Origin of the sequence: Lysobacter sp. Root916, assembly GCF_001429785.1 — a bacterium.
Lineage (GTDB): Bacteria > Pseudomonadota > Gammaproteobacteria > Xanthomonadales > Xanthomonadaceae > Lysobacter.
In genome coordinates this window covers 421,402-440,769 of the sequence record NZ_LMJF01000001.1, presented here as the reverse complement: position 1 = coordinate 440,769, position 19,368 = coordinate 421,402, and the positions used below count along the sequence as shown (strand labels likewise).

Sequence of the window (19,368 nt, the reverse complement as noted above, 5' to 3'; positions counted from 1 at the left end):
GGAAGCGAACCGGCCGCGAGCGGCGATCCGCTCGCGGCGGCGTCGCGGCGCAAAGCCGATACGCGCGGAAATCCGGCGGGCGCGGCGGCAGGTCCGGTGCAGAGGCGACCGGACCTCGCCACGGCGAGCGCCGAGGGTGCGCGGATCAGATCCGCTTGAACACCAGGGTGCCGTTGGTGCCGCCGAAACCGAAACCGTTGGAGACGGTGACGTCGACCTTCTTCTCGCGCGCCACGTTGGGCACGTAGTCCAGGTCGCAACCCTCGCCCGGCTGGTCCAGGTTGATGGTCGGCGGGATGATGCCGTGGTGCAGCGCCAGCACCGAGTAGATCGCCTCGGCGCCGCCGGCCGCGCCCAGCAGGTGGCCGGTCATCGACTTGGTCGAGCTGACCATGGTCTTGTAGGCGTGGTCGCCGAGCGCGCGCTTGATCGCCAGGGTTTCGGCCAGATCGCCCAGCGGGGTCGAGGTGCCGTGGGCGTTGAGGTAGGCCACGTCCTCGGGATTGATCTTGGCGTCCTTGAACGCGGCCGCCATGCAGCGCGCCGGGCCTTCGCCGTTCTCGCTGGGCGCGGTCATGTGGAAGGCGTCGGAACTGGCGCCGAAACCGGCCAGCTCGCAGTAGATGCGCGCACCGCGCGCCTTGGCGCGCTCGTACTCCTCCAGCACCAGGATGCCGGCGCCGTCGCCGAGCACGAAGCCGTCGCGGTCCTTGTCCCAGGGGCGTGAGGCGCGGGTGGGATCGTCGTTGCGCGTCGACATCGCCTTCATCGAGCAGAAACCGCCGACCGAGGTCTGCGAGGCGCCGCGCTCGGCGCCGCCCGCGATCATCACGTCGGCATCGCCGTACTGGATCATGCGCATCGCCATGCCGATGGAATGGTTGGAGGTGGCGCAGGCCGAGACGGCGGAGAAATTGGGGCCCTTGATGCCGGTCAGCAGCGAGACCTGGCCGGGCAGCATGTTGATGATGGTGCTGGGCACGTAGAACGGCGAGATCTTACGCGGGCCGCCCTCGTGGTACTTGATGGTCTGCTCCTCGATGCCGAGCAGGCCGCCGATGCCCGAGCCGATCAGCGCGCCGATGCGCTCGGCGTTGGACTCGTCCACGACCAGGCCCGCGTCCTCCATCGCCATCATCGAGGCGGCGACGCCGTAATGGATGAACTCGTCCATCTTCTTGGCGTCCTTCGGACCGACCCACTTGCCGATGTCGAAGTCGCGGACTTCGCCGGCGATGCGGGTGGTGAAGTTGGACGCGTCGAACCAGGTGATCGGACCGATGCCGGAGCGGCCGTTGACGATGCCGTCCCAGTTGCTGGCCAGATCGTTGCCAAGCGGGGAAACGATGCCGAGGCCGGTGATCACTACGCGACGGTTGGACATGGAGCACTCCGTACTGTTGACGCGATTGTTGACGCGGGTTGCTGACGCTACGCCGGCGTATCCACCGGCCCTAAAAACGCGGGGCCGCAATGCGGCCCCGGTTTGGTTTTGCCGACGACGCCGGCGGTCCGCTCGCGCTGGCCGCCGCGCCGCCTACGCCGATTACGACTTGACGTGCGCCTTGACGTAATCGATCGCCTGCTGCACCGAGGTGATCTTCTCGGCCTCTTCGTCCGGGATCTCGCACTCGAATTCTTCTTCGAGCGCCATCACCAGCTCGACGGTGTCGAGCGAATCAGCGCCGAGGTCGTCGACGAACGAAGCGTTGTTGGTGACTTCTTCTTCCTTAACGCCAAGCTGTTCGACCACGATCTTCTTGACGCGTTCTTCGATGCTGCTCATGAGTTTGTGCTCCTCCCGTGAGGGGTTTTCGATGGAATAGTCTAATGGAATCGGGGGCGTTCGCGAGCATGCGCGAAACCCCTTTTGGTTCAATCGTTTACGCTTGGCAACGACGGCTCATGGCATGTACATGCCGCCGTTGACGTGCAGGGTCTCGCCGGTGATGTAGGCCGCGCTGGGGCCGGCCAGGAACGCCACCGCGCGGGCGATGTCGGCCGGTTCGCCGAAACGGCCCAGCGCGATCTGGCCGAGCATCGCGTTTTTCGCGTCCTCGGGCAGCGAGCGGGTCATGTCGGTGTCGATGAAACCGGGCGCGACCACGTTGACCGTGATGCCGCGGCTGCCGATCTCGCGCGCCATCGACTTGCTGAAGGCGATGATGCCGGCCTTGGCCGCGGCGTAGTTGGCCTGTCCGGCGTTGCCGGTCACGCCGATCACCGAGGCGATATTGACGATGCGGCCCTTGCGCGCCTTCATCATCGCGCGCATTACCGCCTTGCTGGTGCGGAACACGCTGGTCAGGTTGGTGTCGAGGATGGCCTGCCAGTCCTCGTCCTTCATGCGCATCAGCAGGTTGTCGCGGGTGATGCCGGCGTTGTTGACCAGGATCGAGATCGCGCCGATGTCCTTGCCGATCGCGTCGATCACCGCCTCGATCGAGGCCGGATCGGCGACGTCCAGGGTGCGGCCGTGGCCGCCGTGCGCGGCCAGGCGCTCGCCGATCGCGGCGGCGCCGGCGTCGCTGGTGGCGGTGCCGATCACGGTCGCGCCTTGCGCGGCCAGTTCGTCGGCGATCGCCGCGCCGATGCCGCGGCTGGCGCCGGTGACCAGGGCGATTTCGCCCGCGAGGGGTCCAGTGCTCATGTAATGCTCCGTTTCTTTCTATTCGCTGCGGCGACGGTTCGGTGCGGCGTCGGCGCGATCATCGCCCGAAACGGGCGGAGCGCGCAGCCAGCCTGACCAGGATAGGGTTCAGGCCTGCGACCAGTCCGCCAAGGCGGCCTCGAAATCGCCGACCGTGCCCAGCGGGCGCGCGTCCAGCGCCTTGTCGATGCGCTTGGCCAGGCCGCTGAGGACCTTGCCGGGGCCGCATTCGGCCACGCGCGTCGCGCCGCGCGCGGCCAGGGCCTGCACGCAGCCGGTCCACTGCACCGGCAGATAGAGCTGGCGCACCAGCGCGTCGCGGATCGCGTTGAGCTCGGCATGCGCCTGGGCGTCGACGTTCTGCACCACCGGCAGCGCGGGCTGGCGCCAGCTCAGGCCAGCCATCGCCTCGCCGAGGCGGTTGGCGGCGTCGCGCATCAGCGGGGTGTGCGAAGGCACGCTCACGGCCAGCTTGACCGCCTTGCGCACGCCGCGTTCGGCCAGCAGGGTCAGCGCGGCGTCGACCGCGGCGGCATGGCCGCCGATCACGATCTGGCCGGGCGAGTTGTAGTTCGCCGGCACCACCACGTCCTTGCCGGACACCGCGGCGCAGACTTCCTGCACCAGCGCGTCCTCGGCGCCGAGCACGGCGGCCATCGCACCGGTGCCCGCGGGCGCGGCGTCCTGCATGAACTGTCCGCGCAGGCGCACCAAATGGGCGGCGTCCTTCAGCGACAGCGCGCCGGCGGCGACCAGGGCGGTGTACTCGCCCAGGCTGTGGCCCGACAGCAGCGCCGGCTGCGCGCCGCCCTGGGCCTGCCACAGGCGCCACACCGCCACGCCCGCGGCGAGCAGCGCCGGCTGGGTGTATTCGGTGCGGTTGAGCATTTCTTCCGGACCGCCCTGGCTCAGCGCCCACAGGTCGGTCGCGGCGCCGTCGCTGGCCTCGGCGAAGGTTTCGCGGATCAGCGGATGCAGCTCGGACAGCTCGGCGAGCATGCCCAGCGATTGCGAGCCCTGTCCGGGAAACACGAAAGCGAGGGAGTCGTGGCTCATCGAGTCGTGGCGCGAACGCCGGTCCAGTTCGTCAAGGACCGGCATGATACGAGGCAAACCGCGTCATCGTCTGTACTCGCGCGTATCGTGACGCATTGCGACAGTTTCCAAAGACGCGAATTCAGGCGCGAAAACGAACGCGCCCGGCAAGCCGGGCGCGTCGGATGAGGCGGCGAAGACCGAGCCGGTCAGTAGCGCAGCAGCGCCGAGCCCCAGGTGAAACCGCCGCCGAAGGCCTCCAGCAGCACCAGCTGGCCGCGCTGCACGCGGCCGTCGCGCACCGCTTCGTCCAGCGCCAGCGGCACCGAGCCCGAGGAGGTGTTGCCGTGCTTGTCGACGGTGACCACCACGCGCTCCATCGGCATGTCCAGGCGCTTGGCCGTGGCTTCGATAATGCGCAGGTTGGCCTGATGCGGAATCAGCCAGTCGATGTCGTGACGGTCCAGGCCGTTGGCTTCCAGGGTCTCCTCGACCACCGAATCCAGCGCCTTGACCGCGTGCTTGAAGACCTCGTTGCCGGTCATCATCACCTTCACGCCGGCGTTGTGCTCTTCCGGCTTGAAGCCGACCGAGACGCCGACCGGGTTCCACAGCAGCTCCTTCTTGCCGCCGTCGGCGTGCAGATGGGTGCTGAGGATGCCGGTTTCGCTATCGGCCTTGAGTACGACCGCGCCGGCGCCGTCGCCGAACAGCACGCAGGTGCCGCGGTCGCTCCAGTCGATCATGCGGGTCAGGGTTTCCGAGCCCACCACCAGCACGGTCTTGGCCGCGCCGGACTGGATGAACTTGTCCGCCACCGTCAACGCATAGACGAAGCCCGAGCAGGCGGCGTTGACGTCGAACGCGGGGCAGCCGTTGGCGCCCAGGCGGTGCTGCAACAGGCAGGCGGTGGACGGGAAAATCAGGTCGGGCGTGGTCGTGCCGAGCACGATCAGGTCCAGGTCCTGCGCGGCGACGCCGGCGGCTTCGAGCGCGCGCAGCGAGGCGTGGTAGGCCAGATCGCAGGTGGTTTCGCCTTCGGCGGCGACGTGGCGTTCGCGGATGCCGGTACGGGCCGCGATCCACTCGTCGCTGGTGTCGACCATCTTGGCGAGGTCGTCGTTGGTCAGGATCTTTTCCGGCAGATAGCTGCCGGTGCCCGCGACACGCGAATAGATCCGGTCTTGCTTGCGCTGCTCAGTCATCACCACTCCGCTGCGGAACCGTAGCCAGGCCCGATCGGGCCATTCCGCCAGACGCGCTGGCGGCGGAACCCCGCCGTGGCGGCCGCAGGTCCCGCGTGCTGGGTAAGCACGTGTTGGTTCCGCGCGCTATGACAGCGGCGGCCGGATCGGCGACGGCCCCGCGCGCCGCTGGTGCGTGCGCGCGGCGCGACGGGCGAAGCGAAGATTACTCTTCGTCGGCGACCTTGGACTGGGTGTTGATCACCTTCTTGCCGCGGTAGTAGCCGTCGGCGGTGACGTGGTGGCGGATGTGGGTCTCGCCGGTGGTCGGGTCGGTGGCCAGCTGCTTGCTGGTCAGCGCGTCATGGGCGCGGCGCTGGCCGCGGCGGGACGGGGAAACGCGGGACTTCTGGACAGCCATGGTCTTGCTCCAAGAGAAACTGTGGAAACTGAAACTGAGAGTTTGCGGTACTGCCCGGGCGCGTCTTGCGGAGCGCCGCGGTGGATCAGTTCGATTTGTTCTTCAACGCCGACAACGCCGCGAAGGGATGGGTGCGTTCCTGTTCGGCCTCGGTGGCCGGCCAGTCCCGCTCCATCGCTTCCGTGCCCGGAGCCATCGGCACCACCGGTACGGCGAGGATGAGTTCGTCCTCGACCAGTTCGATGGTCCGCAGCTGGCCGTCTTCCGGCATCAGCAGCGGTTCGTAACCCGGCGGCAGCCCGGCCTCGTCCGCTTCCTCGCGGATCAAGCCCAGGCGCTGCACGATCTGCACCGGCAGCAGGAACCGTTCCAGGCTGCGCTGGCACAGCAGCGGCAACGCCGTATCGATCTTCAACTCGACGTAGGGCACCTGCAGTTCGTCGTTGGCGAAATCCAACGAGAACGTCACGTCACCCTCGGTATCGAGCAGACTGTCCTGCAGCCGCTTGAACGACGACAACGGCACGCGCCCCTCGACGCCGCGCCTTGCGGCCACCAGGCGCCAGGCATCGAGTACTTCGGGCACCCGCCCGGCTGGCACGTCCGCTGACATAAGCCGCGGAATGTTAGAGACCCAACCCCCTGATGTCAAACCGGAAACCCAGGCCTGGCGGGGATTTGCCGCCGGCTGGGCCCTCGGGTCAGACTTCGGCTTTCCCTGCGTTCAGCCGACTCCGCCGTGACCACCACCCTGATCCTGCTTCTGGCCGCGCTGGCGGCCGCCGCCGTGGTCGCGTTCGGCCTGCGCCGCGGCTCCGGCCGCCACCAGCGCGCGGTGCGCGAGCTGCTGGACGCCGCCGATGCCCTGGAAGCCCGCCTGCGCACGGCCCGGGCCGAGATCGAGGCGGTCGCCGGCGACCTGACTCTGGACCCGGTCGGCGACGCCATGCGCGAAATGCTGCGCCAGCGCCTGTGGCTGCGCGACCACGGCAATTCGGCCAGCCCCGAGCAGCTGGCCGAGGTCCGGGCCTCGATCGACGCCGCGCGCGGCCGGATCGAGCAGCAGTTGTCGCAGATCGAGCGCGCGCGCGCGCCGCTGGCCTGAACGCGGCCGCCATGCCCGCTTCCCCGCCCCCGGCGCCGCTGGTGCTGGCCTCGACCTCGGTCTATCGGCGCGAGCTGCTGCAGCGCCTGCGCCTGCCCTTCGACTGCGAGCGCCCGCGGGTCGACGAGACCCCGCGCCCGGGCGAATCGCCGCTGGACCTGGCCCAGCGCCTGGCCCGGGCCAAGGCCGAGGAGGTCGCCGCGCGCAGGCCCGGGGCCTGGGTGCTGGGTTCGGACCAGGTCGCCGAGTTCGACGGCCGCCCGATCGGCAAGCCCGGCGACCGCGCCGGCGCGATCGCCCAGCTGGCCTCGATGTCGGAGCGCGAGGTGCGCTTCCTGACCGCGTTGAGCCTGGCCCGCGGCGGCCAGGCCACGCAGGGCGCCCTGGACGTCACCGTGGTGCGCTTCCGCGCACTGAGCCGCGCCGAAATCGAACGCTACGTCGACGCCGAGCAGCCCTACGACTGCGCCGGCAGCTTCAAATCCGAGGGACTGGGCATCAGCTTGTTCGACGCGATCGACAACCGCGACCCCAGCGCCCTGATCGGCCTGCCGCTGATCGAAACCGCGCGCCTGCTGCGCGCGGCCGGCTACGCCCTGCCCTAGTCCGGCACCGCTTCGACGCAAACGCAGCCACGCGCGCCTCACGGGCGAGCGGACCTTGGCTATGCTCGCAGCACTATCCAGGGGAAAACCAGCATGAAGATTCGCACCGCAGCCGTCGCGGGAGTTTTGTTCGTCTCGGGTATCGCGGTGGGCACCGCCGCGCAGAAGGTCGCGGCGCCGTCCTACCGCGACAAGCCCAAGCCCGATGCCGCCATGGCCCTGCTGCAGACCGCCACCGCGCTGGCCGGCAAGGGCAGTTGGGAACGCATCGCGGTCGGCCGCGTCTACTACCTCGGCGGCCATAAGGCCGAAGGCCAGGCGCTGTTCGACCAGGTGCTGGCCGGCAAGCCCGAGGACACCGACTTCTACCGCATCGCCCGCGTCTATCGCGAGGCCGGCGAGTGGGACAAGGCCAAGGCGATGTTCGATCGCTTCCTGAGCGTGAACGACGGCGACGAAACCAAGCTGGCCGAGATCGGCGCGTACTACCTGATCCAGGGCGATCGCGCGGGCGCAGAACGTCTGTTCGACCGTTCGTTCAAGGCCAAGCCGGACCTGTGGGCCACCGTGGCCGCCGCCGGCGGCTATCTGGATGTCGCGCCGCAGGAGTAAGCCGCTTGGCGCCGACGCGCGCGCAGCGCGTCGGCGCGGTTCGACTTCAGGGCGCCGCGTCGACCAGTTCGACCGGCTGCTCCGACCAGGTCTCGACGCTGCCGTCGCGACCGCGCAGACGCAGGCCCAGCCAGTGCCGGCCCGGCGCCACACCCGCGTCCAGCGCGACCTGCGCGGTGAACCCCACCTGCGGCTGCCGCGGATCGCGCGAACGCGCCCAATAGGCCTGCACGTCCAGGCGCTCCAGGCCGTAGCGCGCCTGCGCGACCACGCGCCCGTCGAGGGTGACCTCGACGCCATCCAATCCGACCCCGTCCTTGAACGCCCAACCGCGCAGGTCGAAGCGGCGACCGATGCGCGCGCGCGATTCGGGCGTGTCGATCCAGGCCATCGCCGGCGTCGTGCACGCGCCCGTGCGCGGACGGTCCAGCGCGAACAGCAGGAACCGCTGGCGGCCGTGATCGACGTTGAGCACTTGCGGCGGCGGCAGCGGCCCGACCATCGCGCACAAGGCCTGGTAGCGATCGAGCAAGTTCTTGTACTCGACCTCGCTGGCGCCCACCACCAGCAGCACCGGCGCATCGCCCCAGTCGGCGCGCCCCGCGCTGCTCAGGCCCCACAGTCGCAGCTGCGGCGCGCGGCCGTGCTTGTGATTGAGCGGATGATCGAGCACCGCGATGCGCGGATCGCGCAGGGCGAAACCCAGCTCGGCGGCGACCTTGAAGTTGTCGGCGATCAGGCGCGTGCCGGCCGGCATGCGCGCGCGTCGCGCGCGCACGCTCGCGGCCAGCTCGTCCCAACCGGCGAAGTTGCTCGGATACCACTTCTGCGCCGCGCTCAGCGCGCGCACCTGCGGCACCGACACCGCGACGTAGTAGCCCAGCATCGACAACAGGCCCAGCGCGGCCGCGATCCAGGTCAGGCGCCGCGCCCAGCGCGGCCACTGCGCCAGCAGCGCCGGCAACAAGGGCAGCAGCGCGAAATAGCCGGGCAAGGGCCAGTGGAAACTCACGCGCTCGGTGTCGGCGAAGAACCCCAGGGCGAAGAAACCCAACACCAGCAGACCGCCCAGCAGGGCGAAGTAGCGCGTCGCCTGCGCGTGGGCGCGATAACCGCGCTTGGCCGCCAGCATCAGCGCCAGGAACAGCGGCGGCGTGACCAGCAGAGCCTGGATCGCGACGAACCACAGGCCGTCGCCGTGGAAGGCCCAGGGATGGCGATCGACCAACTGGAAACGCAGGCCGGCCTCGGCGTTCTCGACGTTCCAGAACACCAGCGGCGCCCAGGCCGAAGCGCCGATTGCGATCGCGGTCAGGGTGCGCACGTCGCGCAAGGCACGGCGGCCATCGGCCAACATCAGCAAAGCCAAGAAACCCACGCCGATCACGGCGATGAAACGGTAATGGCTGAGCGCGCCTATGCTCAGGCCGGCGGCCAGTTCCAGCGCGGTGGCGGCATCGACGCGACGCAGCAGGCGCGCACCCGCGTCCATGCACAGCAAGGTCGCCAGCGCCATCGCCGCGTCCGGCAAGGCCAGCAGGCCCAGCGTGCCGCCCAAGGGCAGCAGCAGCGCGAAACAGGCCGCCTGCCAGCCGGCGCGCATACCGTATTCGCGCGCGGCGATGCGTTGCACCAGCAAGGGCAGCAGCGCGGCGATCGCCAGGAACGGCGCGCGCAAAGCCAGCGTGTGTTCGCCGCCGATGGTGGTGCCCAGGCGCGCGAGCCAGGCGGTCAGACCGGGCAGGTCGGAATAGGCGGCGGCCGGATGCCGCCCTTCCCACCAATAGAAGGCCTCGTCCACGAACAAGGGCAGGCGCGCGGCGACCAGCAACTTGAGCGACAGGACCAGCGTCCACAAAACCCAAAAAGTGCGGCGCATCACAAGGTCCCGATGGACATCGACCTCGTTCGCATCCGCCTGGTTTGCAGCAAGCTGTTCCGCATCCCGCATCGACTCGCGACCTCGTTACACTCTGATGGACTCGACGCGGGCGGACGTGGCGCATAAGCGCCCTGCCCGTCGCGCACCGGACGCAGCGGCCGCGATGCGGCGCGCTCCGGATTTTCGACGCGATTCTCAGGAGACGAGCACGATGGCGGCATCCCCCACGACGGCATCCATGCTAACCGATGGCCTGCGCGACGCCCTCGATCGCGCGCAGGCGCAGGTCAACGGCCTGGTGCTGGGCAAGCCGCACGAAGTCCGGCTCGCGTTCGTGGCCCTGCTGTCGGACGGCCATCTGCTGATCGAGGACCTGCCCGGACTGGGCAAGACCACGCTCGCGCACGCCCTGGCCGCGACCTTGGGGCTTGAGTTCCAGCGCGTGCAGTTCACCTCCGACCTGTTGCCGGCCGACGTGGTCGGCGTGTCGGTGTTCGATCCGCAGGCGCGCAGTTTCCAGTTCCATCCGGGCCCGGTGTTCACGCAGGTATTGCTGGCCGACGAGATCAACCGCGCGCCGCCGCGCACCCAAAGCGCGTTGCTGGAGGCCATGGCCGAGCACCAGGTCACCGTCGACGGCACCACCCATGCCCTGCCCGATCCGTTCTTCGTGATCGCGACCCAGAACCCGGTCGACCTGGCCGGCACCTATCCGCTACCTGACTCGCAACTCGACCGCTTCTTATTGCGACTGGCGCTGGGCTACCCGGGTGAGGCCGCCGAACGCGACCTGCTGGCCGGCGCCAATCGCCGCGACCTGATCGCCCAGACCCTGCCGATCCTGGGCAGCGAGGACGTGATCGCGGCGCGCGGCGCGGTCAACGCGGTGCACGCCAGCGACGCTTTGATCGGCTATGTGCAGGCGCTGCTCGCGCGCAGCCGCCGCCATCCGGGCGTGCGCGTGGGCCTGTCGCCACGCGCCGGCCTGGCCCTGCTGCGCGCCGCGCGCGCCTACGCCCTGCTGCTGGGCCGCGCGCACGTGCTGCCCGAGGACGTGCAGGCGCTGTTCGCGCCGGTCGCCGCGCACCGCCTGGTCGCCGACGCCGATGCCGGACACGACGGCGCCCTGGCCAAGGCGATTCTGCACGCGGTGCCGGTGGACTGAGCGCGATGGCGGACCGTCCGCGCCCCGGCCTGCGCGCGCGCCTGCGCAAGTTCGCGCGACCGCGCGATCCGGAGGCTTTGCCGGCTAGCTTCCATCGCGGCCGCGTGTACGTGCTGCCGACCGGCTTCGGCCTGTTCTTCGCGGTCGCGCTGATGTCGATGCTGCTGGGCGCGCTGAACTACAACAACAATCCCGCGCTGCTGCTCGCCCTGCTGCTGTCCGGCGCCGGGCTGGCCAGCCTGATCGCGGCGCAGATGCAGCTCACCGGCCTGAGCGTGGTCGCGATCGACGCCGAACCGATCGCCGCCGGCCAGCCGCTGCGCGTGCGCGTGCACGCCAAGGCGCCGCCCGAACGCGCGCGCCGCGGCCTGCGCGTGGACGACGACGGCGACAGCGATGCGCTAGCGCCGTTGGACCTGGACGCCGGCAGCGGCGAGGCCGAACTCAGCTTCGCCACGCGCCAGCGCGGCTGGTTCGAGCTGCCGCGCCTGCGCGTATCGACCACGCGTCCTCTCGGCCTGGCGCGCGCCTGGGCCTACGTCTGGCCCGATGCGCCCTTGCTGGTGTATCCGGCACCGGAACCGCACGGCCCGCCGCTGCCGACCGGCAGCGGCGATCAGATCCAGACCCGCCTGCATCCCAGCGGCGACGACGTCCATCACCTGCGCGGCTACCGTAGCGGCGACGCGCGTCGCGCGATCGCGTGGAAACCTTCGGCGCGGCGCGACGCGCTGCTGGTGCGCGAATACGAACAGCCGCTGGGCGCCGATGTGGTGCTGGACTGGCGCGCGGTGCTCGCGCTGGGCTACGAGGCGCGGATCGCGCGTCTGGCGCGTTGGGTCGACGAAGCCGAACGCGACGGCCGCCGCTACCGTCTGATGCTGCCGGGGCAGCCCGAGCTGGGCCCCAGCAGCGGCGGCGCGCATCGTCATGCCTGCCTGCGCGCGCTCGCGCTGATGCCGCATGCCTAAGTCGAACTCGCCCTTGCTGGATTCGGGCAGCCGGGCCTGGACCCTGTCGACCGCAGCCGCGTGCATGCTGCCGCTGCTGTTGCAGCTCACGCCGCTGCTGGCCGCGCTGATCGCCGCCTGCGGCATCGCGATCGCGCTGCTGGCCTGGCGCCGCCCGCTCAACTTCGTGGTGCGCGCGCTGCTGGCGCTGGTGCTGATCGGCGCGGTGATGATGCAGATGAACTTCGGCATCGGCCGCGACACCGGCTGCGCGCTGCTCGCGGCGATGCTCGCGATCAAGCCCGCCGAAACCTCGACCCTGCGCGATGCGCGCAGCCTGATCGGCTTCGCCCTGTTCGCGCCGTTCGGTACCTTCCTGCTCGACCAGGGGCCCTTGTCGCTGGTGTTGGGCCTGATCGCGGCGCTGCTGGCACTGGCGACGCTGCAGCGCCTGGCCGAGTTCGAATCCGGCGAACGCGTGCGTCGGCTCGGCCATTGGCAGCGCCTGGCCGGGATCGCGCGTCTGGTCGCGATCGGCCTGCCGTTGGCGCTGGCGGCGTTCTGGCTGTTTCCGCGTCTGGGCACCCCATTGTGGGGCGTGCCCGACCGCTCGCTGAGCCGGCCCGGCCTGTCCGGCAGCATGACCCCGGGCGGCTGGGCTGAGTTGATGAACGACGAAACGCCGACCCTGCGCGTGCGTTTCAACGGCGCCATGCCGCGTCCGTCGCAGATGTACTGGCGCGGTCCGGTGCTGTGGGATTTCGATGGTCGCGAATGGACTCAGCCGCTCTGGTACCGTGGTCTGCCGCCGGCCCAGACGCAGTCGGGTGAGGTGCGTTGGGACTACGAAATCGAGTTCGAACCGACCGACGGCCGACAGTTGGTCGCTCTCGACCTGCCATTGGCGGCGCCGCCCGGCACCCGACTGTCGATCGATCACGGTCTGTACACGGCTCGCCCCTTGACCTCGCTCACTCGCTGGAGGCTGCGCTCGGCACCGCCCGCGCGATATCAGCCTCAACTGCACAGCGTGTTGCGCGATGCCGCGCTGCGTCTGCCTGAAGGCTACAACCCACGTACGCGCGCGCTGGCGCAGCGGTGGCGCCGCGAGCTCGGCGGCAACGACGCAGCCTTCGTACAACGCGCGCTGGACTGGGTCCATCGCGAATTCGCCTACACCCTGGACACGCCCCTGCCCGGGCGGCATGCGGTCGACGAATTCCTGTTCGACTACAAAGCCGGCTACTGCGAACACTTCAGTTCGTCCTTCGTGGTGCTGATGCGCAACGCCGGCATCCCGGCGCGCGTGGTCACCGGTTATGCCGGCGGCTATCGCAATCCGTTCGGCGACTACTGGCTGGTGCGCCGCTCCGACGCGCACGCCTGGGCCGAGGTCTGGCTGCCGCAGCGCGGCTGGGTGCGGGTGGACCCGACCGCCGCGGTCGCGCCCGAGCGCGTCTACGACACCCTCGCCGAGCGCGCCCCGGGCGCCAACCTGCTCGGCGGGCTGACCATGGCCACGCCGATCTTCAACCTCGGCGACTGGGCCCGGCGTGGCTGGAACGACTTCGTGCTCGGCTTCGACGCCAAGCGCCAACAAAGCCTGCTCCAGCCGCTGGGCATCGACAGGCTCGACACGAGCCGCCTGGTAGCCTTATTCGGTGTGACCGCGGGCCTTACCCTGCTGTGGATGGTGTGGCTGAGCAGCCGTGGCCAGCGCGAACGCGACCCGGTCCTGCGCGCCTGGCACGCGCTCGGCCGCCGCTACGGCCGCCTGGGTCTGGCGCGCGAACCGCACGAGCCGGCCCAGAACTGGGCCGACCGGGTGGCCCGCAGCCGACCGGACCTGGCCCCGGCGCTGGCGGCGCTCAGCCACCGTTTCGCCGATTGGCGGTACGCTGTTGCGGAACCCGGGCGGCGCGACGCCCGTGAGAAGCGCGAATTGATCAGGGCGCTGCGCGCGCATCGCCCGGGCCCTAATGGAGAAGGCCGATGAGCATCCGTCTTACCCCCCGCCTGGTCCTGCTGGCCGCGAGCGTCGGCCTGCTGGCCGCCTGCGCGACCCAGCCGCAACCGCTGCAGGGCGCGTTCAATCCAATCACACCGGCCGACGCCACCGCCAACGACAGCACCGGCGCGACCGTGCGCTGGGGCGGCCGCGTGGTCGAGGTCGACCCGCAGGCCAACCGCACCTGCTTCGTGATGATCTCCACCCGCCTGGGCAGCAGCGGACGCCCCTACTGGGCCAACGACGACATCGGCGGCCGCTTCCTGGCCTGCCGTACCGGCTTCTACGATCCGGCCTTGTTCGAGAAGAACCGCGAAGTGACCTTCACCGGTCGCATCAGCGGCTACGAGAACCGCCGCATCGGCCAGTACGACTACCGCTTCCCGATCGTCGACGCCGAAGTGGTCTACCTGTGGCCGGTGCGCGAACAGGTCGACGTGGTGATGACGCGTCCGGCGCCGTGGCCGTGGTGGGGTTGGTGGTAATGCCAGCCGCATCGCGCGGATAAGGAAAACGCCCGGGATTTCCGGGCGTTTTCGTTTGCGTCTTCGCACGATGCACGTCGCCCAAGTCGCGGCGATGATCGCGTCCGCACGCACTGTGGGAGCGGCGTAAGCCGCGATTGAGCTCCAAACCACGGCGCATGCCCGACACAGCGATCGCGGCTTGGGATCGAAAGAAATCCCTGTCTGATGCCGCTCGCACAGAGCGCCAGGATCTTTCCGTCAGCGCGGCGTACCGAAGCGCCCAAGCTGGGCGCCGGCCAGCAGATGCAGGTGGATCTGGAACACGGTCTGGCCGCCGTCGCCGTTGCAGTTCATGACGATGCGGTAGCCGTCCTCTGCGAAACCTTCGCGCTGGGCGTACGCCGCCGCGGCATGCGCGAGGCGGCCGACCACTTCGGCCTGTTCGGGCTGCAGGTCGTTAAGGGTGGGCACGTGGGTCTTGGGCACGAACAGCACGTGCACCGGCGCCTGCGGAGCGATATCGCGGAACGCGATCAGGTCGTCGTCTTCGTAGACGATATCGGCGGGGATTTCGCGGCGGATGATCTTGCCGAAGATGGTGGGGTCGGTCATGGCAGGGCCGGGAATCGGGAATGGAGAATAGGGAATCGTAAAGATACAACGTAGAGAGCTTCGGTTTTCGCTCTAGCGATTCTCCATTCCCGATTCCCCATTCCCTGCTTCAACCCATCTCACTGCGGCTGCCGAAGGCGTGCGACAGGGTGCCGCGGTCGACGTATTCGAGTTCGCCGCCCAAGGGCACGCCATGCGCGAGCCGGCTGGGGCGCACGCCGTGCTGGCGCGCGAGCTGGGCCAGGTAGTGCGCGGTGGCCTCGCCTTCGACGGTGGGGTTGGTGGCGACGATCAGTTCCTGCACTTCGCCCTCGGCTAGGCGCGCGGCCAGGCCGTCCAGGCCGAGTTCGCGCGGACCGATGCCGTCGAGCGGACTGAGCCGGCCCTGCAGCACGAAGTACAGGCCGCGGTAGCCGGTGGCCTGCTCGATCGCGAGACGGTCGGCGGGCGACTCCACCGCGCACAGCAGGTGGGCGTCGCGCGCGGCGCTGGCGCAGGTGGCGCAGACCTCGGTCTCGCTGAAGTCGCGGCAGCGGCTGCAATGGCCTACGTGTTCGATCGCCTCGGCAAGCGCGTTCGACAACCGCTGACCACCGGCGCGCTCGCGCTCGAGCACGTGGTAGGCCATGCGCTGGGCCGATTTCTGGCCCACGCCGGGCAGCACCCGGAAGGCCTCGATCAGTTGTTCCAGCAGCGCGCTGCTCATGCCGGCGAACTCACTCGGACGGCGTGAACGAAGTGCTGCGCGGCGTCGGCTCGCGATTCATCGCGCGCACGACGTTGAGGCAAACGATCGCGCCCAACAGCGGCAGCAGCCAGACGAAGGCCGACTGCAGGCCCTTCTGCGCGCCGGTCAGGTCCGGCTCGCGCCAGATCGCCCAGGTCGTGTACAGGTCCAGGCCGAGCAGGCCCGAGGCGATCAAGCCGGCGGTGATACCCAGATGCAGGTTCATGGAGATGCGTTCCGGCGACTCAGAACGGCATCTTCATGCCGGGCGGAATCGGCATGCCGGCGGTGGCGGCGGACATCTTGGCCTGCGATTCGGCGTTGACCTTGTTGACGGCGTCGTTGAACGCGGCCGCGACCAGATCCTCGGCCATTTCCGGATCGCTGAGCACGCTGGGATCGATGCGCACCTTGCGGCACTCCATGCGGCCGGTGATGGTCACGCTGACCATGCCGCCGCCGGCGTTGCCGGTGACTTCGATCTTGGCCAGTTCTTCCTGGGCGCGCTGCACGTTTTCCTGCATCTTCTGCGCTTGTTGCATGAGTTGGGCGATGTTGCCGCGCATGGTGGTCTACCTGTCTCGTGGTGATGGGGAGCGGCGTCGCGCGCGGGCGCGACGCGATGACACTGGAATAGGGCCGGCCGGGGCCGTCCTCAAGCCTCGTCGAAGGGACGGATCGAATCCGGTACGACACGCGCGCCGTGCTGCGAGATCAGGCGCTGCACGTCGGGATCGTTCATGAACGCGTCCTCGGCCGAGGACTGGCGCTGATCGCGCGCGCGCTCGTTGCGCTCGCGCAGCGACTCGCTGGACTGGGCGGATTCGAAACGGATCTGCGGGGCCACGCCCAGGCGCGGCGCCAAGGCGTCGGCGACCATTTGGATCAGGGCCGGCGCGCGCAAGTGATCGTCGTCGGCGGACAGCGACAGGCGCAGCGCGCCGTCGGCGTAGGCGATGAAGCCGGCGTGCTCGGCCAGCAAACGGGCCGGACCGCGCAGGCCGCTGCTGGCGACCAGGTCGTGCCAGGCCTCGGCATCGGCGATGCCGGCGCCGCCGCTGCGCGACGCGGCCGCGGGCGGCGCGGCGTACGCGGTCGCGGCGTCGCGCGCCGCGACCGGTTCCGGCGGTGCAGGCGGACGGCGTGGCGGTGCGACTACCTCGGGCGGCTCCGCCCAGGGCACGTCGTTGCGCGCTGCCTGTGCACTGGTCGCTTCCGCTCGCGGCGCTTCGATGCGAGGCACTTCAATTCGGGGCGTTTCTATCGGGGGCGTTTCTATCTGGCGCGCCTCCATTCGGGGCGCTTCCGTCCGCACCGGTTCGGCGCGCGAGGGGGGGGCGGGACGCTCGTCGAACGGCGACGCCGGCGGCGCGGCGCGTGTTTGCGGCTCGGCCAGGGCGGCGGCCGCCGCGGCGGCGCCGGAGCCGCGCACGCTCTCGCCCGCGCCGGACGCTGCGGGCGCAGCACCGCGCCCGTCCTCGCTGGCCGCGGGACGGAAGGCCAGCATGCGCAGCACGCTCATTTCGAAACCGGCGCGCGCGCTGGGCGCCAGCGGCAGATCGCGGCGGCCGTTGAGCGCCATCTGGTACCACAACTGCACGACCTCGGGACGCAGCCGCGCGGCCAGCGCGTCGACGTCGACGCCGTCGGTCTCCATCGGCGCCTCGGGCACCAGCTGACGCACCTGTACGCGGTGCAGGGCCTCGCTCAAGGTGTCCAGCACCCCGCCCCAATCGGGCGAGAATTCGGCCAGGGCCGCGACCTCGGCCAGCAGCGCGTGGCCGTTGCCGTCGGCCAGGGCCTGCAGCAGCGCGCCGACGCGGGTACGGTCGACCGTGCCCAGCATGGTCGCGACCGCGCCGTCGCTGAGCTGGCCGCCGGTGTAGGCGATGGCCTGGTCCAGCAGCGACAGACCGTCGCGCAGGCTGCCATCGGCGGCCTTGCTGAGCTGGCGGATCGCGCCGGGCTCGGCGGCGATGCCCTCGGCCTCGAGGATGCGACCGATCTGGCCCGAGATCTGGGCCTCGTCCAGGCGCTTGAGGTTGAACTGCAGGCAGCGCGACAGCACCGTCACCGGCAGCTTCTGCGGGTCGGTGGTGGCGAGCAGAAATTTGACGTGGCCGGGCGGCTCTTCCAGCGTCTTCAACAGGGCGTTGAAGGCCGACTTGGAGAGCATGTGCACTTCGTCGATCAGGTAGACCTTGACCCGCCCGCGGCTGGGCATGTACTGGGCGTTGTCGATCACCTCGCGCACGTCGTCGACGCCGGTGTTGCTGGCGGCGTCGATCTCGAGCAGGTCGATGAAGCGGCCGGCATCGATGTCGCGGCAGGAGTTGCACTCGCCGCAGGGGTCGGCCGAGGTGCCGCGCTCGCAGTTCAGCGACTTGGCGAAGATGCGCGCGATCGTGGTCTTGCCCACGCCGCGGGTGCCGGTGAACAGGAAGGCGTGGTGGACGCGACCGGAATCCAGCGCATTGGTCAGCGCGCGCACCACATGCTCCTGCCCGACCAGTTCGGCGAAACGCTTGGGGCGCCATTTACGGGCGAGGACGAGGTAGGACATCGGACCCTTTGGTTGCGTCGTGTGCTTGCTTGCGTCGGTACCGCCGCGCGCCGCGGCCGTAGGCCCTGTCGCAGCGGCCGGCGCGGCGCGGGAACGGATCGCTCCATTGTGCCACGGACGTTCGCGACGGCCGCCACCGCGACGCCGCGACTTGTGGACAACCGCCGCGACGGCTAGAATTCCCGGCCCTGAGCCTGACCGGATGTCGCTGTCAGCCCAGGCCCGGAGAGGTGTCCGAGTGGTTGAAGGAGCACGCCTGGAAAGTGTGTAAGCGGCTAAACCCCGCTTCGCGGGTTCGAATCCCGCTCTCTCCGCCAGATTTCCAGCTATGTCGTTCAGATTCTGTCGCTGCGTCATGCGACACGTCTCGCGCCAGATGCGCACGTCCTATGGTGGCCCCGTCGGCCCCTCGCGACGCTAGGTCGAAAATCCCGCCAGGGCCGGAAGGCAGCAACGGTATCGACTGATGCGGGCGCCGAGGTCAGCCGGCGGGGCCGCCACCTTTTCGGGGCGGCCTCATGGGGCGATTCCGAGCGGTTCAGCGCTTTTGCGCACGGGAACCGTCGCGCCTTAAGCCGTCCCGGAGCCGTCCGTGGTGAGCGGGTCGAACCTGGACCGCGGATTCGCGCGGCGGTAGAAGCAAATCCCCCTCAGTCCCCCTTTTCCAAAGGGGGAAGACAAGCAAAGCCGCTCGCGACTCCGATAGCCGTTGGCGGCGAGCCTGTCGAACCATGGACGGCGAGCCCGCGCAGCTCCAGGCACAGGCCTGCTTGAGGTAAGAAATCGCGGATGCCAGGGCGCCGTCAGCGCCAGCGCGTTCAGCGCGACCGTCGCCCGCGGCTGGCGGCATCGCATCGTCCACCTCTCCGCCATGATCCGAATCTCTTCGCGTTGGGGTAGGAGCGGTGTCAGCCGCGACCTCGTCCTCGCACTTGCGACGAACAACGACTCTACCCTTGCGCCTGCGGCGGCTCCGGATGCAGCCAGCCCGCGTCGCCCTCGGCGTAGCGCTCGTGCTTCCAGATCGGCACCCGCGCCTTGGTCTCGTCGATGATGTAGCGGCAGGCGGCGAACGCGGCATCGCGATGCGCGGCGCTGACGCCGACCCATACCGCCAGCTCCCCCACGCCCAGCTCGCCGACCCGGTGCACGCAGCGCGCCTCGACGATCGCGAAGCGCTCCAGCGCCTCGGCCAGGATCTTCTCGCCCTCGCGTTCGGCCAGCAGCGCGTAGCTCTCGTAGCGCAGACCCAGCACCGCCCGCCCTTGATGATGGTCGCGCACCCAGCCTTCGAAACTGGCGTAGGCGCCGGCCTCGTCGCGCATCAGCCATTCGCGCGTGGCGGCCGGGTCGAACGGGGTTTCGGACAAACGAAAGCGCAT

The 19,368-nt window shown here is 69.7% G+C and carries 21 protein-coding genes, 1 tRNA gene and 1 other RNA gene; 9 read left to right on the top strand and 14 right to left on the bottom strand.

Features of this window, described 5'->3' with window-relative positions:
• Positions 1-145 precede the first annotated feature (145 nt).
• From fabF to ASE35_RS02180, 7 genes are all read right to left on the bottom strand, one after another.
• Entirely contained in the window at positions 146-1,384 is a 1,239-nt protein-coding gene (fabF, locus tag ASE35_RS02210; RefSeq protein WP_056173449.1) for a beta-ketoacyl-ACP synthase II, read from the bottom strand.
• A 162-nt stretch (positions 1,385-1,546) separates the two neighbouring features.
• Positions 1,547-1,786: an acyl carrier protein gene (gene acpP, locus ASE35_RS02205; protein ID WP_031373652.1), complete on the bottom strand. Its 240-nt coding sequence runs from the start codon at positions 1,784-1,786 to the stop codon at positions 1,547-1,549.
• Positions 1,787-1,903: 117 nt separating this feature from the next.
• Positions 1,904-2,650 carry a 3-oxoacyl-ACP reductase FabG gene (gene fabG, locus ASE35_RS02200; protein ID WP_056173446.1) on the bottom strand — a complete coding sequence of 249 codons (747 nt, stop codon included), beginning with the start codon at positions 2,648-2,650 and terminating at the stop codon, positions 1,904-1,906.
• A gap of 108 nt (positions 2,651-2,758) precedes the next feature.
• A complete protein-coding gene (gene fabD / locus ASE35_RS02195) occupies positions 2,759-3,706 on the bottom strand; it encodes an ACP S-malonyltransferase (RefSeq protein ID WP_057163388.1) in 948 nt (315 codons plus the stop codon).
• Between the two features lie 188 nt (positions 3,707-3,894).
• Positions 3,895-4,890, bottom strand: a complete 996-nt coding sequence (locus ASE35_RS02190; RefSeq protein ID WP_056173443.1) for a beta-ketoacyl-ACP synthase III — start codon at positions 4,888-4,890, stop codon at positions 3,895-3,897.
• Between the two features lie 205 nt (positions 4,891-5,095).
• The gene (gene rpmF / locus ASE35_RS02185) at positions 5,096-5,290 is read right to left on the bottom strand and encodes a 50S ribosomal protein L32 (protein ID WP_056173439.1); all 195 of its coding nucleotides are present in this window, start codon (positions 5,288-5,290) and stop codon (positions 5,096-5,098) included.
• 85 nt (positions 5,291-5,375) lie between these two features.
• On the bottom strand, positions 5,376-5,903 hold the full coding sequence (locus tag ASE35_RS02180; RefSeq protein ID WP_056173437.1) for a YceD family protein: 528 nt from the start codon (positions 5,901-5,903) through the stop codon (positions 5,376-5,378).
• A 126-nt stretch (positions 5,904-6,029) separates the two neighbouring features.
• On the opposite strand from ASE35_RS02180, the gene ASE35_RS02175 reads away from it, so the two are divergent.
• The 3 genes from ASE35_RS02175 to ASE35_RS02165 all read left to right on the top strand — a co-directional run bounded on the left by ASE35_RS02175 (position 6,030) and on the right by ASE35_RS02165 (position 7,612).
• The gene (locus tag ASE35_RS02175; protein ID WP_056173434.1) at positions 6,030-6,395 is read left to right on the top strand and encodes a hypothetical protein; all 366 of its coding nucleotides are present in this window, start codon (positions 6,030-6,032) and stop codon (positions 6,393-6,395) included.
• A gap of 11 nt (positions 6,396-6,406) precedes the next feature.
• Positions 6,407-7,000 carry a nucleoside triphosphate pyrophosphatase gene (locus tag ASE35_RS02170; RefSeq protein ID WP_057162840.1) on the top strand — a complete coding sequence of 198 codons (594 nt, stop codon included), beginning with the start codon at positions 6,407-6,409 and terminating at the stop codon, positions 6,998-7,000.
• Between the two features lie 93 nt (positions 7,001-7,093).
• The gene (locus ASE35_RS02165) at positions 7,094-7,612 is read left to right on the top strand and encodes a tetratricopeptide repeat protein (protein WP_056173428.1); all 519 of its coding nucleotides are present in this window, start codon (positions 7,094-7,096) and stop codon (positions 7,610-7,612) included.
• A gap of 46 nt (positions 7,613-7,658) precedes the next feature.
• Here ASE35_RS02165 and ASE35_RS02160 read toward each other — a convergent pair whose 3' ends face one another.
• Positions 7,659-9,491, bottom strand: coding sequence for a glycosyltransferase family 39 protein (locus tag ASE35_RS02160; protein WP_056173426.1), 1,833 nt, complete (start codon positions 9,489-9,491; stop codon positions 7,659-7,661).
• Between the two features lie 241 nt (positions 9,492-9,732).
• Between ASE35_RS02160 and ASE35_RS02155 the strand changes: the two genes are divergently transcribed.
• The 4 genes from ASE35_RS02155 to ASE35_RS02140 are packed head-to-tail and all read left to right on the top strand — an operon-like array spanning position 9,733 to position 14,102.
• Positions 9,733-10,659: an AAA family ATPase gene (locus tag ASE35_RS02155; RefSeq protein WP_162250600.1), complete on the top strand. Its 927-nt coding sequence runs from the start codon at positions 9,733-9,735 to the stop codon at positions 10,657-10,659.
• A gap of 5 nt (positions 10,660-10,664) precedes the next feature.
• Positions 10,665-11,630 (top strand): DUF58 domain-containing protein, encoded by a 966-nt coding sequence (locus ASE35_RS02150; RefSeq protein WP_057162839.1) that lies wholly within the window; start codon positions 10,665-10,667, stop codon positions 11,628-11,630.
• On the top strand, positions 11,623-13,605 hold the full coding sequence (locus ASE35_RS02145) for a DUF3488 and transglutaminase-like domain-containing protein (protein WP_057162838.1): 1,983 nt from the start codon (positions 11,623-11,625) through the stop codon (positions 13,603-13,605). Before ASE35_RS02150 ends, ASE35_RS02145 begins: the two co-directional genes overlap by 8 nt.
• Positions 13,602-14,102 (top strand): Slp family lipoprotein, encoded by a 501-nt coding sequence (locus ASE35_RS02140; RefSeq protein WP_056173413.1) that lies wholly within the window; start codon positions 13,602-13,604, stop codon positions 14,100-14,102. Before ASE35_RS02145 ends, ASE35_RS02140 begins: the two co-directional genes overlap by 4 nt.
• A 240-nt stretch (positions 14,103-14,342) precedes the next feature.
• On the opposite strand, the gene ASE35_RS02135 is transcribed toward ASE35_RS02140, so the two are convergent.
• From ASE35_RS02135 to dnaX, 5 genes are all read right to left on the bottom strand, one after another.
• Positions 14,343-14,696, bottom strand: a complete 354-nt coding sequence (locus ASE35_RS02135; protein ID WP_056173411.1) for a histidine triad nucleotide-binding protein — start codon at positions 14,694-14,696, stop codon at positions 14,343-14,345.
• A 109-nt stretch (positions 14,697-14,805) separates the two neighbouring features.
• Positions 14,806-15,402, bottom strand: a complete 597-nt coding sequence (gene recR, locus ASE35_RS02130) for a recombination mediator RecR (RefSeq protein WP_057161293.1) — start codon at positions 15,400-15,402, stop codon at positions 14,806-14,808.
• Between the two features lie 10 nt (positions 15,403-15,412).
• Positions 15,413-15,649 (bottom strand): hypothetical protein, encoded by a 237-nt coding sequence (locus ASE35_RS02125; protein WP_056173406.1) that lies wholly within the window; start codon positions 15,647-15,649, stop codon positions 15,413-15,415.
• Between the two features lie 19 nt (positions 15,650-15,668).
• Complete coding sequence (locus ASE35_RS02120) at positions 15,669-15,989, bottom strand: YbaB/EbfC family nucleoid-associated protein (RefSeq protein ID WP_056173402.1); 321 nt, start codon at positions 15,987-15,989, stop codon at positions 15,669-15,671.
• An 89-nt stretch (positions 15,990-16,078) separates the two neighbouring features.
• On the bottom strand, positions 16,079-17,986 hold the full coding sequence (dnaX, locus tag ASE35_RS02115; protein ID WP_057162837.1) for a DNA polymerase III subunit gamma/tau: 1,908 nt from the start codon (positions 17,984-17,986) through the stop codon (positions 16,079-16,081).
• 224 nt (positions 17,987-18,210) lie between these two features.
• Between dnaX and ASE35_RS02110 the strand changes: the two genes are divergently transcribed.
• Positions 18,211-18,303 (top strand) — tRNA-Ser (locus ASE35_RS02110).
• A gap of 81 nt (positions 18,304-18,384) precedes the next feature.
• Positions 18,385-18,481: signal recognition particle sRNA small type (gene ffs / locus ASE35_RS20525), an RNA gene on the top strand.
• Between the two features lie 455 nt (positions 18,482-18,936).
• Here ffs and ASE35_RS02105 read toward each other — a convergent pair.
• The gene (locus ASE35_RS02105) at positions 18,937-19,368 is read right to left on the bottom strand and encodes a molybdenum cofactor biosynthesis protein MoaE (protein ID WP_057162836.1); all 432 of its coding nucleotides are present in this window, start codon (positions 19,366-19,368) and stop codon (positions 18,937-18,939) included.

What these genes read in the sequence shown, in the direction of transcription:
- fabF (WP_056173449.1), bottom strand. Translation starts at nt 1,384, where the DNA reads ATGTCCAACCGTCGCGTAGTGATCACCGGCCTCGGCATCGTTTCCCCG.
- acpP (WP_031373652.1), bottom strand. Translation starts at nt 1,786, where the DNA reads ATGAGCAGCATCGAAGAACGCGTCAAGAAGATCGTGGTCGAACAGCTT.
- fabG (WP_056173446.1), bottom strand. Translation starts at nt 2,650, where the DNA reads ATGAGCACTGGACCCCTCGCGGGCGAAATCGCCCTGGTCACCGGCGCC.
- fabD (WP_057163388.1), bottom strand. Translation starts at nt 3,706, where the DNA reads ATGAGCCACGACTCCCTCGCTTTCGTGTTTCCCGGACAGGGCTCGCAA.
- ASE35_RS02190 (WP_056173443.1), bottom strand. Translation starts at nt 4,890, where the DNA reads ATGACTGAGCAGCGCAAGCAAGACCGGATCTATTCGCGTGTCGCGGGC.
- rpmF (WP_056173439.1), bottom strand. Translation starts at nt 5,290, where the DNA reads ATGGCTGTCCAGAAGTCCCGCGTTTCCCCGTCCCGCCGCGGCCAGCGC.
- ASE35_RS02180 (WP_056173437.1), bottom strand. Translation starts at nt 5,903, where the DNA reads ATGTCAGCGGACGTGCCAGCCGGGCGGGTGCCCGAAGTACTCGATGCC.
- ASE35_RS02170 (WP_057162840.1), top strand. Translation starts at nt 6,407, where the DNA reads ATGCCCGCTTCCCCGCCCCCGGCGCCGCTGGTGCTGGCCTCGACCTCG.
- ASE35_RS02165 (WP_056173428.1), top strand. Translation starts at nt 7,094, where the DNA reads ATGAAGATTCGCACCGCAGCCGTCGCGGGAGTTTTGTTCGTCTCGGGT.
- ASE35_RS02160 (WP_056173426.1), bottom strand. Translation starts at nt 9,491, where the DNA reads ATGCGCCGCACTTTTTGGGTTTTGTGGACGCTGGTCCTGTCGCTCAAG.
- ASE35_RS02155 (WP_162250600.1), top strand. Translation starts at nt 9,733, where the DNA reads ATGCTAACCGATGGCCTGCGCGACGCCCTCGATCGCGCGCAGGCGCAG.
- ASE35_RS02150 (WP_057162839.1), top strand. Translation starts at nt 10,665, where the DNA reads ATGGCGGACCGTCCGCGCCCCGGCCTGCGCGCGCGCCTGCGCAAGTTC.
- ASE35_RS02145 (WP_057162838.1), top strand. Translation starts at nt 11,623, where the DNA reads ATGCCTAAGTCGAACTCGCCCTTGCTGGATTCGGGCAGCCGGGCCTGG.
- ASE35_RS02140 (WP_056173413.1), top strand. Translation starts at nt 13,602, where the DNA reads ATGAGCATCCGTCTTACCCCCCGCCTGGTCCTGCTGGCCGCGAGCGTC.
- ASE35_RS02135 (WP_056173411.1), bottom strand. Translation starts at nt 14,696, where the DNA reads ATGACCGACCCCACCATCTTCGGCAAGATCATCCGCCGCGAAATCCCC.
- recR (WP_057161293.1), bottom strand. Translation starts at nt 15,402, where the DNA reads ATGAGCAGCGCGCTGCTGGAACAACTGATCGAGGCCTTCCGGGTGCTG.
- ASE35_RS02125 (WP_056173406.1), bottom strand. Translation starts at nt 15,649, where the DNA reads ATGAACCTGCATCTGGGTATCACCGCCGGCTTGATCGCCTCGGGCCTG.
- ASE35_RS02120 (WP_056173402.1), bottom strand. Translation starts at nt 15,989, where the DNA reads ATGCGCGGCAACATCGCCCAACTCATGCAACAAGCGCAGAAGATGCAG.
- dnaX (WP_057162837.1), bottom strand. Translation starts at nt 17,986, where the DNA reads ATGTCCTACCTCGTCCTCGCCCGTAAATGGCGCCCCAAGCGTTTCGCC.
- ASE35_RS02105 (WP_057162836.1), bottom strand. Translation starts at nt 19,368, where the DNA reads ATGCGCTTTCGTTTGTCCGAAACCCCGTTCGACCCGGCCGCCACGCGC.